Here is a 20,513-nt window from a genome sequence, read left to right on the forward strand (position 1 = left end):
AGAAGCCCAACTCCGGCCTCACCCGCTACTTCAGCGCATGACGAAGCGCGGCACGCGCAAGCAAACGCGTCGAATCTAGCGTGGGAAGCGGAGAATTCGCATCGTCAATGATCAGTGGGATTTCGGTACACCCCAGAACCACCGCGTCACAACCACCCTCCCCCAGCCGCCCGATGACTTGCTGAAAGCAGGCAATCGCCTCCGGTTTGCAAACACCCTTCACCAGTTCGTCCATGATGATGCGGTTGATTTCCAGTCTCTCGGCGGCAGAGGGTCGTTCGAATGAGAGCCCGCGGCCGGATAGCTTTGCGGGATAGACCTCGCTCTCGACCAGCCATTTCGTTCCGGTGAGCGCCAGCCGCCGATACCCCCGATTGACCGCCTCCCCTGCGACGACCTCGGCAATATGCAGCCATGGCAACGGGGACCGCGGAGCGACGTAATCAAAGGCCTGATGGATCGTATTGTCGGGGCAGATCAGGAAATCCGCCCCAGCCTTCTCCAGCTTCTGCGCGGAAGCCAACATCAGTTCTCCGACACCCTCAATGTCGCCCTGATCCAGGCGAACGACATAATCCGCTAGAGACGGTGTATGCATGGATACTTCGGGATGGGCGTGTGGCCCGAGCAACCTTTCACCCTCGGCACAAATGGTGCGGTAACAGAGCGAGGCGCCCTCAGCGGAGCAACCGACGATGCCGATGTGCTGGGTCATATACACTTATCTCTCATTGTTATCTTGCTACAGATTATCGCGGAGCAGATTAAGTACAATGCGATTTTGGCTGGCGGCAACAGGCGGTCAGAACATGTTTACCGCCGAACCGCGATAACGCCTGAAATCACGATTATAATCAAACCGCAAACGGTTACCGCGTCTGGCACTTCACCAAAGAAAATAAAGCCCCAGATCACCGCAAACCCGACATAGGCAAAGTCGAAGGTGGCAACGACGGACGACGGCCCAGCCTGATAAGCAACGGCAGTGCCGATACTGCCCACTAAAATCGCGATTGCGAGAAGAATGATCGCCACGAATTCGTTCGTCGCCATTGGTGCCCAGCCAGCCAAGAGAAAAGACGACGAAGCCTCTAGAGGGTTCACGACTTCGATCAAGAGGGTGGCAGCCAATCCGACGGCGATGAATGTCACGTTGAGCGCAGCAGACAACATCAGCGGGTGCTCATCCCGACATTTAGTTCTCGTCAGAATCATCGCAAGCGCATAGAGCATGGCCGACATCAGCGGCATCAAGGCATAGAGATTAAAGTCGTCCGCCGCCGGCTTGAGAATAAGCGTCACGCCGCAAAAGCCTAAAACAATCGCGAACCACCCCAGCGCCCGAACCTTCTCTCCGACGAAGAACGCAGAAAACAGCGTGATGAAGATCGGCAGAGTGTAATAGGCAGCGGCGGCGATCGAGAGCTGCAGATGAGGCAGCGAAGCATAGTAGGCCACCCACATGAGCGTGAGCATCAGGCTTCGCACAGCGGTCCAACCTGACGCGCGCAACCTCAAGGGAACCGATGCGAAGCGCGTGCGCATAAGCAGAAGCAAAAGCGGGATCGCAAGCAACGACCGAAGTACGAATATCTGCCAGAGCACCATGTTCGCGCTGGCTTTCTTGATTACGGCATCACCGAGGGAGAGCGCCAGCACTGTCAAGACGATGACGGTAACGGCAAGCTTGATGTTGTCGTGCCGGAGTTCTGTGTGAGCGGACATTGGGAGTCACCAGATTTTTTAAATAACCACCAATTAATGATATTCCTGCCCATTTATTATAAAAATTGACTTTTTATGTCAGATTCATAACTTTTAGATATGCATTTAAATGGAGGATTCGACTAAACGGGGTCAACTTAGAACACAGGGATCAGCATCAAGATGCAAACCAATGCGTCATCTTCGCGGATTGCCACATGAACAAATTGAGAAAAATGCTCCCGCCGCTAACGAGCCTTTTGCCCTTCGAGGCAACGGCAAGACTAGGCAGCATCACGAAAGCCGGTGCGGAGCTTGGGCTCACCCAGGCCGCAATCAGCAAACAGATACGGTCCCTCGAAGAAAACCTCGGGACGCGGTTGTTCGAGCGGCGCAACCGGGCAATTCATTTGAATGAGGACGGCCGCGATCTCGAGCGCATTGTGTCTGCGGCCTTCGAATCGATAGGAACCTTTTCGCAAAGCTTGCGCCAGACGCACACGGAGGGCGAGATTGTCCTGCATGCGCAGCTCTGCGAGGGCCTCTACTGGCTGATGCCAAGACTATCCAAGTTCTACCAGCAGCATCCAAACATCGAAGTAAGAGTATCTGTCTCCACCAAGCCGATCACCGAGACGCAGGAACGCTTCGATCTGGCCCTGCAGACCACTGGCCGGGATAGCGGAAACGCAAAGCTGGCCTTCAGCGTTTCAGACGAAGTCTTTCCGATCTGCAGCCCAAAATACCTCGGGGACGACAGCGGGCCTCATTCGATTGGTCAACTGACCCAACATCGCCTCCTTCACCATAAGATAGATCCTCAAGATTGGATCGACTGGGATGGCTGGCTGGAGCAGCTGAAACTCGATATTCGGGTCGGGCATAACGGGATGGTCTACGATAGCTATCCCATGATGATGCAATCGGTTCTCGAAGGCCACGGCATCGCTCTTGCCTGGCGCCGGACCACCGAACAGCTGCTGCATAGCGGTGCAGTTGTCCGGCCATTCAAGGAGCAGTTGCAGCTTCCGGATAGTCTTTCCGTCTATCACCCAGATGGTTGGCTGATGAGAAAGAACGCGACTGTATTATTGGATTGGTTGAAAGCCGAATTCTCGTCGTGAGCGCTATCTCATGTTGCAACTGTTTAGTCGAGGCAGGTCACCCGGTTGCTGATGCGGACGACTACTTAAAATTGGGTCACCTGTTCAACCATACCCACGGCGCATTCAATCAGCCCCTGCAGTCAGCAGTTGCGTTCGCTGATGACCTGCTCCAGCCAAGCCTGGAATCTGGTGTTCAACAGGTCCAGGTCGCCAAGTTCGGCCTGTAGACGCGACAGCGTGTCGTCGTCAGGTGTTGCAGCTATCTCGAAGGGATCACGTTTCGCAAAAGACTCAAAAACACTGAACAATTTATCGGTCTCGTCTTGAAGGAACAGGATGAAATAGCGTGCCGTGGCGTGATTGACAGCCTGCTGCGCCACCAGTTCACCTCCTTCTAAACTGTTGAAGGCGCGCCAATCCATCGTGACCAGAGTGCGGAGAGACGGTAGTTCGATCTCCGATCCAAAACGTTCAATCCAGAACTTTCTTAAAACGCAGCTACGCCAGTTCTCTCTCCCACGCACCGCAAGCTCTCCACCCACTATCGGCGCCCCCTGACTACCTATATCGGCCGGTCGATCGGGCAGGTACTTGTCTGCCGTATTGGAAACCTCATAGAGTGCCGCAGTTCCCTCATCCAGCCAGGGTGGAAGATCACCGTACTGATCCCGCACCATCATGTGGAAGAGCTCGTGTGCCAGCGTCCCCATCCTTGCGTCCCGAACCACGCCGAGAATACTGAGATCGTCCTTAAACGAATATCCGATTGATTGCGCCGGTATCCTCAAGCCATGAAGCTCTTCAGCAACTGCCGCTAGCTCGTCGACACTCGGAACTAGATAGACGGTTATCAGGTGTTCTGGTGCGCGCAGGCGGTAGGCGTCACGAAAAAATGCAAGGAACTTTTCGAGCTTTTGTCCGACCCGCTCAAGTTCTCCCCGCGAATGATCGCCTGTGTCTGCCACAACGAACGAGCTCGTGGAAATCACCTGGGCTCGCACAGTCAGACGTTCTTCAGCTGCCTCTCTGGCCCTGTCAGCGCTGGCAGCCACGTACAGCCTGCCAAGTAGTTCCTCGGGTGATCTGGGGTCGACGATTTCTATCGGCTCGGTGTTGATCGCCGCGTTTTCACGCCCCAGCCAGTAGTAGAGCTTTAAGCGGACTTCGGATTTGCCTGCGCCGCCCTGGCCGAACTGCACGTTAAAGGAGACGTCGGTAGGTATATCCGATCGACCGCAGCGGTCCATTTCCCGAAGGATCGTGTCGTAACTGTCGCCGACCTGATAGGAGTTGAGAATCCAGTTGAAATGCCTCCGGCCGGCGGACACGAAGTCCGGAACGCGGCAGAGGGCCGACGCAATCATGTAATCGACCTCCGGCGTCTTTGCGAAACGTCCTTCCCGATAGATTTTCAGATCTTTGGCCGCTTGGAAGTAGTCTTCCTCAGTTTCGGCCATGCGCCAGGCTGTACGCACGCGTTCCAGTTCATCGGCCCGCGCGGAGCCGGCAGCCGATGCACTGATAACTAACAAAATGACAACCCTTGACACTACGGTCATCAATTTAAACTGGGACAACATCATTGCAGGGTCCCTCCCAATACTTGGGTGTTATCGGGTCACGCCAGCGCCGTTACCACCATTTCCACCGAACAGGTCATCAAGTTCAGGATTGGATGGCACGCCTGCCGATTCAGATGGTGCTTCCATGCTGCCGGAGCCATTGCGAAGCGACAGTGGTTTGGCAATTCCCTCATTGCCGCCGCCACTCATCCTCAGCCCCCCGACAAAGATCGCCTGATCGGTGACGGCGATCTCGTGATGAGTGGTGATGGTCGTGATCATCATGGCCACGCCGAGCGTCGCCATGATGAGGCCAGGCGACGCCGTCTTGAAGGTAAAACTGCCGGCAGATGATTTTGCCGTGGCCTCTGAACCCTGGTCTTGAAGACGGCCGAGTACAAAGGCGGCGCCGACCATTGCCAGCACCATGCCGGTCACGAATCCCAGATAACGGGTCCACACTCTCGAGAGGAGAGCCACATTGGCCTGGTGGTAGCGAAATCTCATGGCGCTGAGTTCAAGCGCCGACAGAACGGCAATCGCGGCATTCTGACGTTCACCGTTGCCCGCCTCTTCATCCCCGGAACCCTGCAGCAAGGCCATCGGCATTTCGAGGTCAGGCTGAGGCGCCTTTCCGATTTCTACATGCAGATAGGCAAGCTGGATAGCACTCGCGATGAAGAAGAAGAGAGTCAGACCGATCAACATCCAGCCCATCAGGGGCAACAGCTTCTTCGACCAGTTTTCTCTTTCAAGCACGGAAGAGCCGGCTTGATTCTGATGCTGCTCATCGGGAACCACAGCAGTTATTTGCGCTGTTTTATCCATAACTGGTGCGAGTATATCAGAAATGTTTGTATAGATACAATTATTCGAAACTCAGCCGTTCGCTATGGGAACACAGTGACCGGGTCGCACCGGAAGTAATTCTCGATGTCCAAAAGGCCTTAATTGCTCATCATGATCGCTCTGCTTGACTGTTCTGCACCGCTAATCTGCCACGACCGCCGCCGGACCCACCGCTGCCGGAAGCTTCCTTGGAAGGGCCGCGACGGCAATCAGAACAACGAAAGCCGCACCCGCGAGAATATGAAACAGTGTATCGAAACCCCATCTTTCGTAGACAACAGCGATCAAGGGCAGCGTCATCGCCAGGACGGAAAAGGCGACGACATAGCGAACACCGTAGATACGAGCCCGATGAGCACCGCTGGCCATCTTGCCGATCATGAAATCGTTTATCGGAATTTGCCCGAAAGCGCCGAGCATAAAGCCGAACGCCACCGCGAGCGCAGCCCCGTCGTTGAGCCCAGGCATGAGGGAAAAGAAAATCAACTGTATGGTCGCCACGACCATGAACACGCGGCGCGGTCCGAAACGATCAAGCATACTGCCGACTAGGAGCTGTGCCAGGGAAGCGACTGCAAAAACCACAAAAGCGAGCGAACCGACAACGGTCGCGATCTCTCCCTGACCGGATATCGCCGAGCCCAGCATTGATTCCGACAGCTGCGCTGCGAGGCCTTGGAGCCGTTCATCGAAAATCTTCGGCAGAGCAAATGTGGTCGACTGGAAGATAACGGAAGAGACGGCCGTCGTGAGAAAAACGATCGCCGAGACACGCATCAACAGTGTCCTGTACGAGACCGATAAATTTGATTCCTTATTGGTTGATCCGGCCTTAGGTACCGCCTGATTGCTCTGAGTAATCGACCGGACCAGCCCGGTGTAGGCCACGCCCATCAGGATGGAGAAACAGCCGGGCAGAATGAATGCCATACGCCAGCCGCCGTTATCGATCAGATATCCGGTGATAAGTGCGGCGCAAGCGACACCGAGATTTCCCCAGACACCGTTTATGGCAATCCGCATTCCGGTATTGCGCCACTTCATGGTGACAATAGCCAGGCCCACCGGGTGGTATATGGCGGCAAACATGCCAATCACGAAGAGACCAACGCCCATCTGCAGGGCGGTTTCGGCAAAGCCGGTGACGATCGACGCAAGGCCGATGCCGATAAAGAAGACGCACATCATGCCATCGCGGCTCCATTTATCTGCAAGCCACCCGGCAGGGAGCGCAAAGAAACCAAAGGCGAAAAAGCCGGGTGTCGCATAGGCGAGGAGTTCTGCATAACCGACACCCCATTCACGGTGCAACACCAGGGCCGCGACAGTCGCAAAGATCAACGTGAACAAATGGTCGAGGAAATGCCCGATGTTAAGAAGAAGAAAAAGCAGACCGTTTTTGTTCATTGCATAGAAAATCCCAGCGAGTTGAGCGCCTTCACAGACGAGGCGTGTTCTTATGCGAAGCATTGCCGGTCCGTAAGTTACCCTTGGCAGAAAAGTGATGTCATGCCAACATTCATCGAAATTCTGCCAGAACTTCGAATTCAATCGGAGAATTCCGATCCATAAAGACCGCAGCACCGACCCGCTTGAGTTTCAAGACCTGCCGCAAGCCATTGGGGCAATGTCAAAGAGCTTTGACGATGGATATGTCGTCAGGCCCCACGATCATGACCGTGATCAATTGCTTTATGCAACGGCCGGCATAATGCGTTTGAGAACCGAGCGCGAAGCATGGATCGTGCCCCCTGACCGGGCAGTTTACATACCCGCCGGAACACGTCATTCCGTCAGCATGCACGGCAACGTCGATATGCGTACCCTGTACATCGACGTGGCGGCCGTCCGTGAGCGTCCCGACACCCTTTGTGTCGTTGCAGTTTCCAACCTGCTAAGAGAACTCATCCTTGCGCTGAGCGAGGAACCGGTCGTGTACGGTTCTGACAGCCGCGGCGGCCTCATCGCCCGACTTATCGAACTGGAAATGCTTCGGGCACGCCAACTATCGCTTCACGTTCCGCTGCCGAAGGACCAAAGACTGCAAAAGCTTTGCGCCAGGCTCCTCGCGGATCCTTCGGACAACAGAACCCTTATAGGCTGGTCCGAGGTGGTCGGAGCCTCGCCCCGCACCCTCGCCAGGTTGTTCGAGAGTGACCTGGGAATGACCTTCAACCTCTGGCGCCAGCGTATTCGTTTTCAAAGCGCCATGGAGGCACTGTCACACGGTGAGCCGGTATCACGTGTGGCGGAGAAGCACGGTTACCGCAGTGCAAGCGCCTTCTCCGCCGCCTTCAACAAAGTCATGGGATCACCGCCGTCGAAAATACAGGTCGAGTAAATTTTTGACCGTAAATTCACTTTAGAAGCGCCGTAACTGAGCAAAGCAATTCTCGGCAGATTCGCGACATAGTCAAAATCAACCAATTGAAAAAACTTAACTTTCTTTGACTCGATAATTTAGGGAGGCCAAGCCGGATTTGACTCAATCAAACCTATCCATCACACGGCCTTTCGTTACGGTCGCGAAAATACCGAACTTATGAAGGGCGTGAAACGGCGTCTGATAAAGGGCCGTGACCGGCAGATCTGCGCCCTCGCCTGTGATCTCCCGCGCCAGTTGCTTGCCCATCATGGTAGCCATGGCGATGCCGCGGCCGTTATAGCCCATTCCGGCGAGGACACCTGGGGCAAGCTGCATGAGTTTTGGCGCCTTGTCCCAAGTCATGGCGGGATATCCGGCCCAGTCGTAAATCCACTTTACGCCTTTAAGGGCCGGAAAATACCGCTCGGCCATGGCGCGGCAAGCCGCCGTCGACCCCTGCTCCGCCGCCTGCCAGACCGGCCCCGCACCACCAATGACAAATCGACCTTCATTATCCAGTCGATAATAGACCTGAATGCGAATGGTCTCGGATACGGAATGTAAAGCGGGCAGGATCGATTCGCGCAGGTTGTCGGAGAGCGGTTCGGTTGCCGTGAGCACACTGGCGACGGGCACGACAGCTTTCTTGAGGCCCGGCCAGAGATTGTCGGTGTAACCGTTTGTGCCGATAACCACATGGCGTGCTGTCAGCGTCCCATTTGTGGTGCGGACACGCCAATCCTGGCCCATCGGTTCGATAGAAATCGCTGCCGAATTCCCATGTACCAAAGTACCCGCCGACTGGGCAGCGAGGGTCAAGCCTCGGGCATAGGAAAGCGGCTGCAGATTACCGCCATCCGGATGCTGCATGCAGGCGTCATAAGCTTCGGTGCCGAGCAAGTCAGCGGATTCCCGCGCATTCAACAGCCGGGCGTCCTTTCCGACGCTCTGCCACAGCTCACAACGCTGTTGGAGTTGGCGAAGCCCCCGCTTCCCCACACCACCTTGGACATAGCCAGAGCGAACCGCCTGGCAGTCAATCTTGTGGCGATCGATCAATTCGAAGACGGTGCCGCAAGCTTCCTTCGCAACACCGATCGCCCGATCTTTCCAGGCATCGCCGTAATGTCGTGCGATCTCATCGAGATCAAGTTTCCAGCCCGGGTTGATCTGCCCGCCGTTTCGCCCGGAGCAGCCCCAGCCCGGTTCGTGACTGTCGAGCACCCGCACGTTCTTTCCCGCTTCCGCGAGATGAAGCGCCGCCGACATACCCGTGTAGCCAGCGCCGACCACAGCGACATCACAGTCTTCATCGCTGTCCAGGGCCGGACAAGGAGGTGCCGCAGGAGCAGTCGCCGCCCAAAGCCCGTGGGTATTTGTGTTATCCGAAATCATCCGCCGCGTTCCAACATTGTCTTTGCGGCTAGAAGATCACGATATGCCGGTGACTGGCAAACAGAGGCAACTCGTTGTCACCTCATGACCCGCCGGCGGCTTTCGTGAAACGATCTGCAAGATCTGCCATCGCCGTAAAATACGGCCTTGGCCCGTAGCTGATACGCCCAACGCCAAGTGACGCCAGTTTGTCGATTGAAGGCGCGCCGTCCATCATCATGGCGTTGACGGGCAGGCTCGTTGCTTCACAGATCGCACCAATGAGCTCCGGCGCCACCAGACCTGGAATGAAGAAGCCACTCGCCCCGGCTTCCGCGTAGGCCCCAGCCCGTTCCGTAGCTTCCGACACCAGACCACCATGCGCACTACGATCCCTTTCCTTGAGAAAAAGGTCGGTTCTGGCATTTATGAAAAACGGAATATCCGATTCTTCTGCTGCCTGTCGGATCGCCGCAATTCTCTTGCTTTGCGCGTCCAGAGAGTGGAAACCGGCCCCGCCGACGATCTGATCTTCGAAGTTAATACCGACTGCACCGGTCCCGATCATCCGGGAGACGTTTGCAGCAACCTCATCAGGCGCCTCGGCGTACCCGCCTTCAAAGTCCACAGTTACGGGCAGATCGCTTGTCGCCACGATCCGGGCAGTTATCTGCAGGAGAAGCTCAATCGGGATTTTCTGGCCGTCCTGATAGCCATGGGCAGCAGCGACCGACCAGCTTCCCGTCGCAATCGCCTTCGCGCCGGCCTCTGCAATGGCTTTGGCACTACCGGCATCCCAGATATTGTAAAGCACTAACGGAGTTCCCGGCACATGCAGGTCGTAAAATTGGCGAGCTTTAACTGCTTGGGTCATAGGAATTTCCTCAGGAATGCTGGTATTGGCGAAAACTGTAGTGCGATCGCGTAGGTCTGTTGAATTTCGGATCTCGGCTCTGAATTACCAGCGGGACGCGACAAGCACCAGACAGGACAGACTATGAGGTCCGAAAGAGGCCAAGTCCATTGAGAAGCCGCAACACCGCTGTTCAAATTCTACGACAACCGGCATAGGCTATTGCAGCTTCAATCTTTTGTTAGGAATGCGCATGACCTCCTGGTTCCGAGGCTGCGCTGTGCTACTGTGGGAGGTGGGATCAGACGATCCGCGACAGGAAGTATTTTGCACTAAGATCAGAAAGAACCAGGTAGTTTACATGACCGAATACAACGCCAAGGACGCCGAACACCTCCATCCTCTGATCCATTCTCACGTGCCTTCGGAGCCTGCTTTGCGGGTTAAGGCGCTGGAAACACTGTTGGTCGAGAAAGGCCTGTTGGACAGCGCCGCGGTCGATGCCTGGGTAGAGGTCTACAGCGACGAGATCGGACCGAAGGTCGGTGCGGCCGTGGTGGCGCGCGCTTGGTGCGATGACGGTTTTCGCGAGCGGCTCCTGGCGGATGGCGCGACCGCAATCGGTGAGCTGGGCATTCAGGGTTGGGCACCCAATCACCTGAAAGTCGTCGAAAACACCGAGAGCGTGCACAACCTGGTGGTCTGCACGCTCTGCTCCTGTTACCCCCACCGCCTGCTGGGTATTCAGCCGGCCTGGTACAAGCTCGAAGCCTACCGCTCCCGAGCAGTGCGGGACCCGCGCGGTGTCCTGGCCGAGTTCGAGGTCTCGATCCCCGAAACGGTGCGGGTCGATGTTTGGGACAGCACCGCGGAATTGCGCTACTTCGTACTGCCGCAAAGACCGGAGGGAAGCGAAGATATGGATGAACAGGCGCTCGCAGCTTTGGTCAGCCGAAACAGTATGATCGGGACGCAACGCGATCTTCCGATCGAAACCGGCGGAGCATAATCATGGACGGCATTCATGACGTCGGCGGCAAGCTTGGCTTCGGTCCGATTGGCATCACCAGCGACGAGCCGCCGTTCCACGCTCCATGGGAAGGCCGGATGTTTGGTATTGTGCGTTCCATGGCCCGTCCGTCTGATTGGAACGTGGATAAATTCCGGCATACGCGCGAGCTCGAAGACCCGGTGCTCTATCTGACGCGGCCCTATTTCGACCAGTGGTACAAGGTCTACGCCTGCATGTTCGTCGGATCCGGCGTTCTTACTGTGGCCGAACTCGCGTCAGGTGAATCCGATGGAACAAGCCCTGAAGGGCTGCCCGAACCTATGGCAGCCGATGCGGTTGACGGCGCAAAAAATGGCGGCGCCAGTTTTGAGCGCCCCTACGATGCAAAACCAAAATTTGAAGTTGGCGATACGGCACGCGCACGCCTGATTACGCCGGTGGGACACTGCCGGTTGCCGGCTTATGTACGCGGTCACCTCGGTAAGATTGCCGATTATCGTGGCGCCCATCTGCTAGCCGATGCATCGGCCCATAACGAAGAGCGGTCGGAGCCGCTTTACAGCGTGGCCTTCAAGTTGAGCGACTTGTTTCCCGAGCGAGAGGGCTCGACGGATCAGGTTTATCTCGACCTCTGGGAAAGCCATCTTGAAAATGATGAGTGAACTCGGCGACCGGCAGCAACCCGCCTTCGACGAACCTTGGCACGCACAGGCCTATGCCATGTCGCAAGTCCTTATCGAAAGCGGCCGGATTACACCTGGCGACTGGGCGGCAGCGCTTGGCAATGCGATCAAAACGCGCCTGGCATCAGGAGCGCCCGATACGACTGATAGTTACTTTGCGGCCATTACAGATGCGCTGGAAAGCGTGCTCGCCGTCAAAGAGCAGGAAATCAACCATACCGTAGAGGCTTGGCGCGATGCCTACGAAACCACTCCGCACGGCAAGCCAGTGAAGCTGAAAACCGGCAAACCCGAATAGAGAACTTGGTCGCACTCTTGATGGGCCGCCTACATTCCCCGCTTATGACTCGTTTGCAGTGATGGCAGCGCGCCCCTCATCAGTTCCGGCGGTGCTTTTGGCGACCGGACGTCCGGCCGCCAGCCAGTAACCGTAGCCCATAAAAAGTGCGCCCGAGGCAGTGTTACCGAGGGTCACCCAAAGCAGATTGCGTCCGGCCCCGAAGAGCGAGACTTTGTCGGGATGTTCCGACAGCAGCGCGACGCTAAAGACCGTCATATTGGCCACCGAGTGCTCGAACCCTGCCGCGATGAAAGCAAAGAGGCACCAAAAGATGATCAGGCACTTGGCGGCGTCGTTCTGAGTGCGCGACGCGCCCCAGATTGCCAGGCAAACCAGCCAATTACACAGCATGGCGCGAACAAAAAGCTCGAACGCGGGCGCCGTCATTTTCTTGGCGGCCACGGCATGAAGAAGATCCTGTCCTCCCGCCTGCAAAACGACTCCACCGCCCCCTGCAACAAAAAGCGCTCCCAGGAGAACTGAACCGCCAAGGTTTCCGAACCAGGTCGCTGCCCAGGCGCGCAACACCTGAACAGTTCTGATTCTGCCGGTCAGCCTCCCGATCGCCATGTACATGGTGTAACCGGTGAAGAGCTCGGAACCGGCAAAGACCACCAGCGTTAAGGCGATGCCGAAACTTACCCCCATGATCAGATTGCGCAGGGCAGGATCGGCGTTCTGCCCGACTGAAAATATCAGCAGGATGCCCATGCCGACGTACGCGCCGGCCATCATAGCCGCAACCCAGAAGCCAAGCGGATTCCTGGCGAGAAATTCGGTCTTGGCAACGGATAGTTTGCCGAAGGCCGAAACGGAGTCACCAAGCGTCATACCGTCACCTTATTCGTTTTTGACTGAGAAGCGCCCGTTTCGCTGGGGGATGGGAAAAACAACGGAAACGTCCAAGCGAGGCTCACGGCAATCGCAGCAATGAGAAAACCATAGCCCAGGCGTTGCTGGTCGGAGACCAAGTAGGAATTGCAGATTCTCAAGGGTGCATGAATGTAGAGAAAGCCCAGAACACCCAGCATGGAAATGGCATTCGCTTTCAGGAACCCCCGCAAAAAAGGGTGCGCCTGACGCCAAGCCAGCGCAAGTGAGGCCCCAACCAGCGTTGGCAGGGTCAAAAACTTCGCGAACTCGACGAACGGGTTGATCAAAGAAGCATCGATATAGCGCGGCAGCATCCAGAAAAAGACAGCGAAGACCGCCACTAGCGTGATCGCATTGGCAAAGTAAGCAGGTAGTTTCACAAACCGCAGGTCGGTTGCGAGCAGCAGCAACACGCCCGCAAGCGCAAGCGCGGGCAGTTGCAGCAACATATGCGTAACCGGGTCCGCCTCAAGTTCTCCGCGGAAAACCACGCAGCCGGAGAACAGGACAGCGGACAGGACGGCGAAGAGCGTACGCGTCACAACCTCTCCTCCAGCGCGCGATAGGCGCCCTCAACGTCATCGATGTCGAAGACGGCGGAGAAACGTCCCGACGGATCGATCAAATGCATTGCAGCGTTGTGCTCGTATCCGCCCCAGACGTCGGGGATCACCCGTAAACCGAAGCTGCGTTTCATCAGCTCCAAATCCTGTACGCCGACCCGCGCAATGTTCCAAAGAACACCATCCGCTCCATGCGCCTCGGCATATCCGCGCAGCTCTTCCGGGCCGTCCTGCTCAGGATCGAAGCTGACCGAAAGCAGGCGCACCCGGTCTCCCAAGCCGGATTGCTTCAGACGGTCCCGCAGCTGCGCATAGTCGCTTCCAGCGGTCTGACAAATGGTTGGGCAACTGGTGTAGATGAACTCCACCAGGGTAATCTGCCGTTCCTCGCCGGCCTTGTCAGCGAACGCCCCATGGGTCAAACCCAGTATCCGGCCGTTCATATCCTCGAGCAACAGAGAAGGCACTTGCGGTCGGGACTCGGCAACCTGCAGGCGGCGGGCGCTTTCCTCGGTCAGCGCCCGAAACCCATCGGTGGCTGCCCAGAGAGTGCCGACGCCCAAAACGAGGACGCCGAGACTCGGAAACCAGCGGTAGATGGATGACTGGGCACTCATGACCTCTGGCCTCGGCCCAGCCCAACCGCATACTTCAGCACCAGTGCCAGGGTCGACAGCACCACCAGTGCGGCGAAAAGGGTACCGATCCGGTCCTGCAGGATCCACCCAGGCAGATGCACGGCCCAACGGCGGGGTACTGACAGGGCGCCGGAGATCAGGAACACCATTGTAAAGCCGGCAGCCCCGACCAGATAAGTGCCAAAAGTGGCCTTGTCCAGCGTGGACATTCCTGCTTCCGACGCCTGCCCCTTACGGACCAGCCAGGCCATGAATCCGAAGCTCATGGCGACCTCACCGAGCAACAGATAGATGTGAAAATGCCCGGGAACCCATTGGGTGTTGTGCATCACTTTATTAACCACAAGCATCCCGTCGATGATCGCCGGGATCGCGCCGATCGACCAACCGCCAACACCCAGCACAAGCAGGGATAGGCCAAGATCCCACCGCGCTTTCGAGCCGTGAAGATAGACGCCGAGCGAGAATGCCGTAACCGCAAGCAGCGGCACGCCATTCAAGTAGGACACCACCTGCCCCATCACCAGTATCCACCCCGGCATAACCACATCCTGCTGCAGGTGATGCGGATAGACCGCCATGACGAAGAGCAGGATAGCGCTCCAGGCAATGATAAACGGCCGGGAAGACTTCCAGGGTCGTCCTGTGTACTCCGGTACGATCTCATAGACCGCAATCACCGCCATGTAGATTGAGGCGTTGATGAAGACGTGGCCGAAGAAATAGATCGCGTTCTTCGCCAGGAGAGCGTCGACCGCAAAGCCCGGCACCAGCAGATGCACCAGGCTGGCAACCAGCACGGCGGCACCCACGACGGTTCCCAGGGTGTTGAACACGGTGACGGCGGCCGCGGCGATAATGGTGGGCGGCGGTCCGTCCGCCGGGTCGGCACCAGCAAAGACGACATGCCATCCAAGCGCACGGGCGAGCCCGCCGTAGCGTTTAATAACGGGATAGCCAATCGCGAGATAGTACAGCAGAAAGCCAACGCCGATAGAGACATAACCTAAGATAAAGGTCGCTGCAGCCCAGGGTTCCCAGGCGCCGCCCGCGATGGCAGGCAAAGGGAAGAGAAAGGTCCACGCACCCCCGAATTCGCCGAGAAAAATCGCGCTGAGAATCAGCACCACCCCCAGCAGAAACAAGCCGAGGAAGGCCCAGTACATCGCCGCGCTTAATTGGACGTAGCGGCCTACGAAATACCACATGATGGCGGCACCTGAGAGACCGGCAACACCCACCATCCCGGCCCCGTGCGCGGTCAGGATCTGATAGAACAGTGCGGGATCCAGCTCGATAAATTCGCCTTGCGCCGCGCGCATGATCAAGCCGAGCGCCATCATCAGGACAAAGACCAGACCTGACAGCAGCATGGTGAACTTAACGGCGCCGGCGTGGGGTTTGATTTCCGCTTCGGACATGTCAGCCTCCCTTAGTTCGCAACGACGGTGAATTCGTCGAGCATGTCGTGATGGCCGACGCCGCAGAACTCCATGCAGAGCACGCGGTAGTCACCCGGTGTATCGAAAACGTATTCCACTTGATTGACGTAGCCCGGCATGGCCTGAGTCTGAAACAGCAGGCGACCTTCGGAATCGACAACGCCGAACCCGTGGTTCACATCTTCGGTATGGAGATTAAAGACAATCGGTTTTCCTGCCGGAAGCTCCGACCTATCGATTTCCCAATACCACTGTCCGCCGGTTGCATTGACCTGAATCGCGGCATCGCCGGAAGCCAGGGCATGGGGCCATTCACGCAGGGAGGCCACTGTAACCAGTAAACCAACAGCCAGCATGACCCATATAAGCTGGCTGCGCCGACTATTGGTGTCACCAAGTTGTCTGTCCGCATTGGTCGCGCGAACGACACGATAAAATACGAAGGCGAGCAGGATCATCAACGCCAGGGTGACAGCCAGAACTAGGGTCTGCATATCTCTCTCCTTTTTTTAGGTATTTTATATACCTATTTTTAGCGACACAATTGATCTGTCAATCGCAATCTGTCAAGAATGCGTGATGCAGATCACGACTTTCTCGGATTACTGTCTCAGAATCCTGATCTTTCTTGCTGTCAGCGATGGACAGCAGGCGAGCTCACGTGAGATCGCCGAACGCTATGGCATTTCCGTTCACCATGTTGCCAAAGCCTCAAAATGGCTGGTGCGACAGGGTTACGTCGCGGCCACAAGGGGCAAAGGCGGTGGCCTGCGCCTTGCCCGCCAACCCGATCAAATCAAGATCGGCGAAGTGATCGGTCGGGCGGAAACCGGTACAGGACTGGTCGAATGCATGCGCAGCGGCAAAGGCAGTTGCGCAATTGAAGGATCCTGCGGACTGGCCGCTATTCTGGACGAAGCCCGCGACGCCTTCTTTGATACCTTGGACCGCTATACACTCGCCGACGCCATCACCAAGCGAAAGGGCTTAGCCAAGCTTCTGCAGCTGCTGGATACCCGGCCCTAAGGAATGGTGTAAGCCGCTGGCAAAAGCCTCCCCAGTCCTGCGTCCCGCCACGACCGCCAGAGCCAGGAGCATCGGCAGCTTCACGGCCTGAGAAAGAACGTACAGAAGATGCATCCGGGATTCGGGAAGAGGCCGATCGGCCAGTACCGCAAGGAGCCGCTCGTCGAGCAATGGCCTCAGCAGGAAATTCTCACCCAAGGTTATTGCCAGGCATAAACCCGCAATAACCGGCAACAGTCCCAAAGATCTTCCGCGAGAAGCCAAAAGCACTGCCCCCAGAAGCAGGATCGACATCGCAACCTCGACTGGACCAAACAGTCCGAAAGTCACGCGGCCCAAATCAAGCGCTTCCTTGAAGTTAATTAGGGGAGCAGTGAACTTGACCGGCGTCGCAATAAAGGACACGCCGAGAATCAATCCGCACCAGACGGACGCAATAAGCGTCGCCACCCTGCGCGCAGTGTCAGAGGCTACATTCATGGTCGTCAGATTCCGCCACGTTCAATTCGATCCGATTTCGGGGAAATTCCGCAAGTAGGCATTGAGATTTTCGATGTCCGCCGGTTTTTTGAGACCCGGAAAGGCCATTTTGGTACCCGGCACATATTTCTTCGGCGCAGTCAGAAAGGCCGCCAGAGTTTCGTCTGTCCAGACCAAGCCATCACCGCTCTTGGCAAGCATGGCCTTCGAGAATTTGTATCCGTCGATCGATCCGGCCGCCCGGCCAAATAGACCATTGAGCTGAGGCCCGATTTTGTGCTTCGCGCCTTCACCAACCAAATGACAAGACTTACACTTCCGGAAGACCTTCTCCCCCAATTTCTGATCACCCGCGACGGCGGGTTGCGCAACCGTAATCGCGGCAACAAACATACCCAAGAGCACCAAATTTCCTTGCATTCGTCTTCTCTCTCCCGAATTGCCGTTCAAATCGAATTCGTGGCGTTCAAATTATAAAAAGGGCCACAAGCACGGTTACCAGGCCCCAAAAACACATGTTGACGAAGGAGCGCAGGATCCCGCCGTCCTCCTCGATGCTGATGCCGACTCGTTTAATCACGAGATCACCCGGCATGAGAAAAGCTATGAGAATCCAACGAAACACGGACATGGCTTGAACTCCGACTCTCGATTAAATAGGTATATTAAATACCTGTTTAATCGAGAGCACGCCTGGATGCAACAACGGAATTCAGAAAAGTACACCGGTCTCATTAGATAGCGCCGCGTCAGAGACACTGAATTTTCACTCGTGCAGCCTTTGCACGACGCCATTGCTGCTCCTGCGGTTTATTCCTGCTGCGACCGGCAATATTCTAGGGGCCTCTACGATCAGTCCGTTGCCAAAACCCAACAGATAGAGAAAGACAACAGATGACAGACCTCACAGGAAAGGCCGCAATCATCACCGGTGCGAGCCGTGGCATTGGCGCAGCAGCAGCGCGTGAACTCGCGACACAAGGTGCTTCGGTCGTTCTGGCCGCACGCTCTCATGGCGAAATCAATGCGATCGCTGAAGAGATCCGTGATCAAGGAGGCAGGGCCGAGAGTGTAGTCTGCGACGTCAGTCACTACAGAGACCTGGCGAAGGTCATCGAGACCTGTCAGCGCGACTTTGGGTCTGTCGACATCCTGGTAAATAATGCGGGTGTGATCGACCCCATTGCCCGCCTCGCCGACTCTGATCCCGACCACTGGGACAAAGTGGTCGATATCAACCTCAAAGGTGTTTATCACGGGCTGCGGGCGGCCATTCCGGTCATGCAGGAGCAAGGTTCAGGTGTAATCGTCAACATCAGTTCCGGCGCCGCCACAGGCGCCCTGGAAGGATGGAGCCACTATTGTGCGACCAAGGCGGCAGTCTTCTCGTTGACCCGATGCGCCGACAAGGAATATCGAAACCACGGCATCCGTGTCGTGGGCCTTAGCCCAGGCACGGTGGCAACCGATATGCAGATCTCAATCAAAAGTTCGGGCATCAATCCGGTCAGCCAGTTGGATCCGTCGGTGCACATCCCTGCCGACTGGCCCGCCCGTGCCATTGCCTGGCTTTGCACCGAAGATGCAGCGGAGTTCGCGGGAACGGATTTTTCAATCAAGAACGACGAAGGACGAAGAAGAGTCGGGTTGATCGATTAGCGGCCGATACGCAGCGGGACATGGAACTGGCGGGCGCCGATATTTCCATCCAAGCCGAGGGACAACAACGTCGGGTAGATTCCACCTCCAACAGCAATTCGGGCGGACCTGACTTAAAGCTGGAAAAGGTCCCTGCCTCATGATAATATGTATGCATACAAATAAATACTCAGTGAAAGACTTAAAGGCCATTCCACAGAGAGAGTCTGATCGTTTTCTACTGGAACAGCGAACAATGTGAATCCACCTCTCTTTATTCTGTTCGAGGACGATTCACGTTCTTGATCGCTATTACCAATGACGATCGTTCTCTAGATCAGGATCTGCCTGACTCGTTCTGAAGCGCGTACCTTGTCACGGTGCCAGCTTATTGAGCAGGCGATTCCGAAAGGAGTACGCCATGAAATCTCGATTTACGGCAGTTGCGCTTACCGCCGCTTTGTCGTTTGGCGCCGCCGACAAGAGTCATAGCGCCCAACAGATGGGATTCATCTGTGATCTGAACGGGGTCGATGCTCAGATGAGGGTCGTGGTCGAATACGTTTCCTCGACGGGCATTGTAACCGGGCCCGGAGCCAATCCGAACATCACGGGACTTATCCCCACTGGGAACTACACGGTCTATACAGCAGGCGACGTTCGCAGTCCGTCCGCATACTATACCTTCAAGGGGCAAGGCGAATATGCGGACTTCACTAACATGCATCAGAACGAGCGCTTCCGTGTCCGATTCGTTTCGGCGTCCAAAGGCATCTGGATGATCATTAATCCCCACCAGCCGCCCGAATGGCAGGGCCGCCACTTTTGCCGGCGTGTCGGTTAAACCGACTGAAACAAGTCAGACCGCCAGACGAGATCATTGAGCATCAGGGAAGCTTACGTGTATTCCGCAGAACTCGCGCAGGTTTCTAACCTCTACTGCTCGGCCGCTGTCGAGACCTTCTGCGGAATCAGCCTCAGTGCGACCGGATTGGGCAACTCGCTACAGGAAGCCGAAGCACGGCGGGAAGCAGAATTTGCAGAAGGCAAAGCACAGATACTGGGACCGCGTGGCCCCACCGTTGAGTTTTTCAAAAAATTAAGATCAGAGGCGGAGGGAGATCCGGACTGGGGAGAACTTCTCGACGAGATCTCACCACCTGGGACGCCCCTAACATGCGAAACCCTGGAGTGCTTCCGCGCCCGCGATATTTCTTCCGGCGCCGAGCGGTTCTTGCCAACGGCATTCTTGGGTAGCGAAGGCAGCCAGGCGCCAGTCGCGATTGGAATCGCCGCGGGTACAAACCTTGATATGGCCCTTTTTAATGCGTTGCTGGAAGCGATCGAACGCTATTCCAGCCTGAATTGGTGGTCCGGCTGTCATACAGCAGCCGCGCCATCTCCTGCCGCAGAGCGTTGTTTCAGTGACCAGCAAAGATACTGGATTCGAAAGGCCACGCGGCGGACCGGTCTGCTCGACATCACGCCGCACTTCGGCATTCCAGTGTACGTTGCCTGGTCCTGCGGACATGGTGGACGCGATCTATGTTTCGGCACGGCGTGCCGGCCAAACGATCAAGCCGCGGTCCGTGCAGCACTGAAAGAGCTTTTTCAGATGGAGTTCGGACTGGACGTGATACGCTATCGTCAACGACACGGCGTAAAACTTGACCGAAAGGAAAGGGTCATGCTCGCGCGCGCGTTCAGGTTGAGTGTCGAAAACTGTTCGGCGCTTCTGACTCCTGCCCGCGCGGTTAATCCAGCTGCACCTTCAGCATCGATGGAAACCTCAACGCGCATCGCCGCGCACCTCTCTCGCTTTGACAAACAATGTTATGCGATCGATTTCGAACGCCCGGACGAAGTTCATTGGGTGGTTAAGGTCTTGTCCCCCAATCTGCGAATCTCTTCGGCCTGTCGCAAGGGTGACGGACAGGTTTCGCCGATCGAACGGCGGGCGGAAAACGAGGCGCCCTGGCGGCGCTGGGATCTCTACTAACCGGAT

The 20,513-nt window shown here is 56.5% G+C and carries 24 protein-coding genes; 9 read left to right on the forward strand and 15 right to left on the reverse strand.

The window, feature by feature from the left end; all coding sequences use genetic code 11:
• Window positions 1-25: 25 nt before the first annotated feature.
• Together QMZ18_RS31875 and QMZ18_RS31880 are read right to left on the reverse strand one after the other, a co-directional pair.
• Window positions 26-715, reverse strand: a complete 690-nt coding sequence (locus tag QMZ18_RS31875) for an aspartate/glutamate racemase family protein (protein WP_282610474.1) — start codon at window positions 713-715, stop codon at window positions 26-28.
• A 98-nt stretch (window positions 716-813) separates the two neighbouring features.
• On the reverse strand, window positions 814-1,725 hold the full coding sequence (locus QMZ18_RS31880) for a DMT family transporter (protein WP_282610475.1): 912 nt from the start codon (window positions 1,723-1,725) through the stop codon (window positions 814-816).
• Between the two features lie 197 nt (window positions 1,726-1,922).
• Here QMZ18_RS31880 and QMZ18_RS31885 point away from each other — a divergent pair, with 197 nt between their 5' ends.
• The gene (locus QMZ18_RS31885; RefSeq protein WP_282610476.1) at window positions 1,923-2,828 is read left to right on the forward strand and encodes a LysR substrate-binding domain-containing protein; all 906 of its coding nucleotides are present in this window, start codon (window positions 1,923-1,925) and stop codon (window positions 2,826-2,828) included.
• Between the two features lie 122 nt (window positions 2,829-2,950).
• Here the strand turns inward: QMZ18_RS31885 and QMZ18_RS31890 are convergent, their stop codons facing one another.
• The 3 genes from QMZ18_RS31890 to QMZ18_RS31900 form a co-directional block, all read right to left on the reverse strand.
• Window positions 2,951-4,342, reverse strand: coding sequence for a hypothetical protein (locus tag QMZ18_RS31890; RefSeq protein WP_282610477.1), 1,392 nt, complete (start codon window positions 4,340-4,342; stop codon window positions 2,951-2,953).
• A gap of 78 nt (window positions 4,343-4,420) precedes the next feature.
• Window positions 4,421-5,200: a hypothetical protein gene (locus QMZ18_RS31895; RefSeq protein WP_282610478.1), complete on the reverse strand. Its 780-nt coding sequence runs from the start codon at window positions 5,198-5,200 to the stop codon at window positions 4,421-4,423.
• Between the two features lie 162 nt (window positions 5,201-5,362).
• The gene (locus QMZ18_RS31900; protein WP_282610479.1) at window positions 5,363-6,628 is read right to left on the reverse strand and encodes an MFS transporter; all 1,266 of its coding nucleotides are present in this window, start codon (window positions 6,626-6,628) and stop codon (window positions 5,363-5,365) included.
• 97 nt (window positions 6,629-6,725) lie between these two features.
• On the opposite strand from QMZ18_RS31900, the gene QMZ18_RS31905 reads away from it, so the two are divergent.
• A complete protein-coding gene (locus QMZ18_RS31905) occupies window positions 6,726-7,562 on the forward strand; it encodes a helix-turn-helix domain-containing protein (protein ID WP_282610480.1) in 837 nt (278 codons plus the stop codon).
• A gap of 144 nt (window positions 7,563-7,706) precedes the next feature.
• Here the strand turns inward: QMZ18_RS31905 and QMZ18_RS31910 are convergent, their stop codons facing one another.
• The gene (locus QMZ18_RS31910; RefSeq protein ID WP_282610481.1) at window positions 7,707-8,981 is read right to left on the reverse strand and encodes an FAD-binding oxidoreductase; all 1,275 of its coding nucleotides are present in this window, start codon (window positions 8,979-8,981) and stop codon (window positions 7,707-7,709) included.
• A gap of 82 nt (window positions 8,982-9,063) precedes the next feature.
• Window positions 9,064-9,834: an isocitrate lyase/phosphoenolpyruvate mutase family protein gene (locus tag QMZ18_RS31915; protein WP_282610482.1), complete on the reverse strand. Its 771-nt coding sequence runs from the start codon at window positions 9,832-9,834 to the stop codon at window positions 9,064-9,066.
• A gap of 340 nt (window positions 9,835-10,174) precedes the next feature.
• On the opposite strand from QMZ18_RS31915, the gene nthA reads away from it, so the two are divergent.
• Genes nthA through QMZ18_RS31930 form a run of 3 tightly spaced genes read left to right on the forward strand, consistent with a single transcriptional unit; the run spans window position 10,175 to window position 11,806 of the window.
• Window positions 10,175-10,822 (forward strand): nitrile hydratase subunit alpha, encoded by a 648-nt coding sequence (nthA, locus tag QMZ18_RS31920; protein ID WP_282610483.1) that lies wholly within the window; start codon window positions 10,175-10,177, stop codon window positions 10,820-10,822.
• A 2-nt stretch (window positions 10,823-10,824) separates the two neighbouring features.
• Window positions 10,825-11,487 carry a nitrile hydratase subunit beta gene (gene nthB / locus QMZ18_RS31925; RefSeq protein ID WP_282610484.1) on the forward strand — a complete coding sequence of 221 codons (663 nt, stop codon included), beginning with the start codon at window positions 10,825-10,827 and terminating at the stop codon, window positions 11,485-11,487.
• Entirely contained in the window at window positions 11,477-11,806 is a 330-nt protein-coding gene (locus QMZ18_RS31930; protein WP_282610540.1) for a nitrile hydratase accessory protein, read from the forward strand. Before nthB ends, QMZ18_RS31930 begins: the two co-directional genes overlap by 11 nt.
• A 42-nt stretch (window positions 11,807-11,848) precedes the next feature.
• Here QMZ18_RS31930 and nirC read toward each other — a convergent pair whose 3' ends face one another.
• The 5 genes from nirC to QMZ18_RS31955 are packed head-to-tail and all read right to left on the reverse strand — an operon-like array spanning window position 11,849 to window position 15,858.
• A complete protein-coding gene (gene nirC, locus QMZ18_RS31935; RefSeq protein WP_282610485.1) occupies window positions 11,849-12,679 on the reverse strand; it encodes a nitrite transporter NirC in 831 nt (276 codons plus the stop codon).
• Window positions 12,676-13,263, reverse strand: a complete 588-nt coding sequence (locus QMZ18_RS31940; RefSeq protein WP_282610486.1) for a hypothetical protein — start codon at window positions 13,261-13,263, stop codon at window positions 12,676-12,678. The genes nirC and QMZ18_RS31940 overlap by 4 nt, the downstream gene beginning before the upstream one ends.
• On the reverse strand, window positions 13,260-13,901 hold the full coding sequence (locus QMZ18_RS31945) for an SCO family protein (protein WP_282610487.1): 642 nt from the start codon (window positions 13,899-13,901) through the stop codon (window positions 13,260-13,262). Before QMZ18_RS31945 ends, QMZ18_RS31940 begins: the two co-directional genes overlap by 4 nt.
• A complete protein-coding gene (locus QMZ18_RS31950; RefSeq protein WP_282610488.1) occupies window positions 13,898-15,343 on the reverse strand; it encodes a cbb3-type cytochrome c oxidase subunit I in 1,446 nt (481 codons plus the stop codon). The genes QMZ18_RS31945 and QMZ18_RS31950 overlap by 4 nt, the downstream gene beginning before the upstream one ends.
• A gap of 11 nt (window positions 15,344-15,354) precedes the next feature.
• The gene (locus QMZ18_RS31955) at window positions 15,355-15,858 is read right to left on the reverse strand and encodes a hypothetical protein (protein WP_282610489.1); all 504 of its coding nucleotides are present in this window, start codon (window positions 15,856-15,858) and stop codon (window positions 15,355-15,357) included.
• Between the two features lie 85 nt (window positions 15,859-15,943).
• Between QMZ18_RS31955 and QMZ18_RS31960 the strand changes: the two genes are divergently transcribed.
• Window positions 15,944-16,390, forward strand: coding sequence for an Rrf2 family transcriptional regulator (locus tag QMZ18_RS31960; RefSeq protein ID WP_282610490.1), 447 nt, complete (start codon window positions 15,944-15,946; stop codon window positions 16,388-16,390).
• On the opposite strand, the gene QMZ18_RS31965 is transcribed toward QMZ18_RS31960, so the two are convergent.
• From QMZ18_RS31965 to QMZ18_RS31975, 3 genes are read right to left on the reverse strand one after another with little or no spacing between them, the layout of a single operon-like run.
• A complete protein-coding gene (locus QMZ18_RS31965) occupies window positions 16,352-16,870 on the reverse strand; it encodes a hypothetical protein (RefSeq protein ID WP_282610491.1) in 519 nt (172 codons plus the stop codon). The genes QMZ18_RS31960 and QMZ18_RS31965 overlap by 39 nt on opposite strands.
• A gap of 21 nt (window positions 16,871-16,891) precedes the next feature.
• Window positions 16,892-17,290: a cytochrome c family protein gene (locus QMZ18_RS31970; protein ID WP_282610492.1), complete on the reverse strand. Its 399-nt coding sequence runs from the start codon at window positions 17,288-17,290 to the stop codon at window positions 16,892-16,894.
• 46 nt (window positions 17,291-17,336) lie between these two features.
• Complete coding sequence (locus QMZ18_RS31975) at window positions 17,337-17,501, reverse strand: hypothetical protein (RefSeq protein WP_282610493.1); 165 nt, start codon at window positions 17,499-17,501, stop codon at window positions 17,337-17,339.
• Between the two features lie 263 nt (window positions 17,502-17,764).
• Here QMZ18_RS31975 and QMZ18_RS31980 point away from each other — a divergent pair, with 263 nt between their 5' ends.
• The 3 genes from QMZ18_RS31980 (at window position 17,765) to QMZ18_RS31990 (ending at window position 20,507) form a co-directional block, all read left to right on the forward strand.
• Window positions 17,765-18,529 (forward strand): SDR family NAD(P)-dependent oxidoreductase, encoded by a 765-nt coding sequence (locus QMZ18_RS31980; protein ID WP_282610494.1) that lies wholly within the window; start codon window positions 17,765-17,767, stop codon window positions 18,527-18,529.
• Window positions 18,530-18,929: 400 nt separating this feature from the next.
• Window positions 18,930-19,352, forward strand: coding sequence for a hypothetical protein (locus tag QMZ18_RS31985; protein WP_282610495.1), 423 nt, complete (start codon window positions 18,930-18,932; stop codon window positions 19,350-19,352).
• A 57-nt stretch (window positions 19,353-19,409) separates the two neighbouring features.
• Window positions 19,410-20,507: a YcaO-like family protein gene (locus QMZ18_RS31990; protein WP_282610496.1), complete on the forward strand. Its 1,098-nt coding sequence runs from the start codon at window positions 19,410-19,412 to the stop codon at window positions 20,505-20,507.
• Window positions 20,508-20,513: the final 6 nt, after the last annotated feature.

Source organism: Pelagibius sp. Alg239-R121 (assembly GCF_947331435.1).
In the GTDB taxonomy this organism is placed as follows: domain Bacteria; phylum Pseudomonadota; class Alphaproteobacteria; order Kiloniellales; family Kiloniellaceae; genus Denitrobaculum.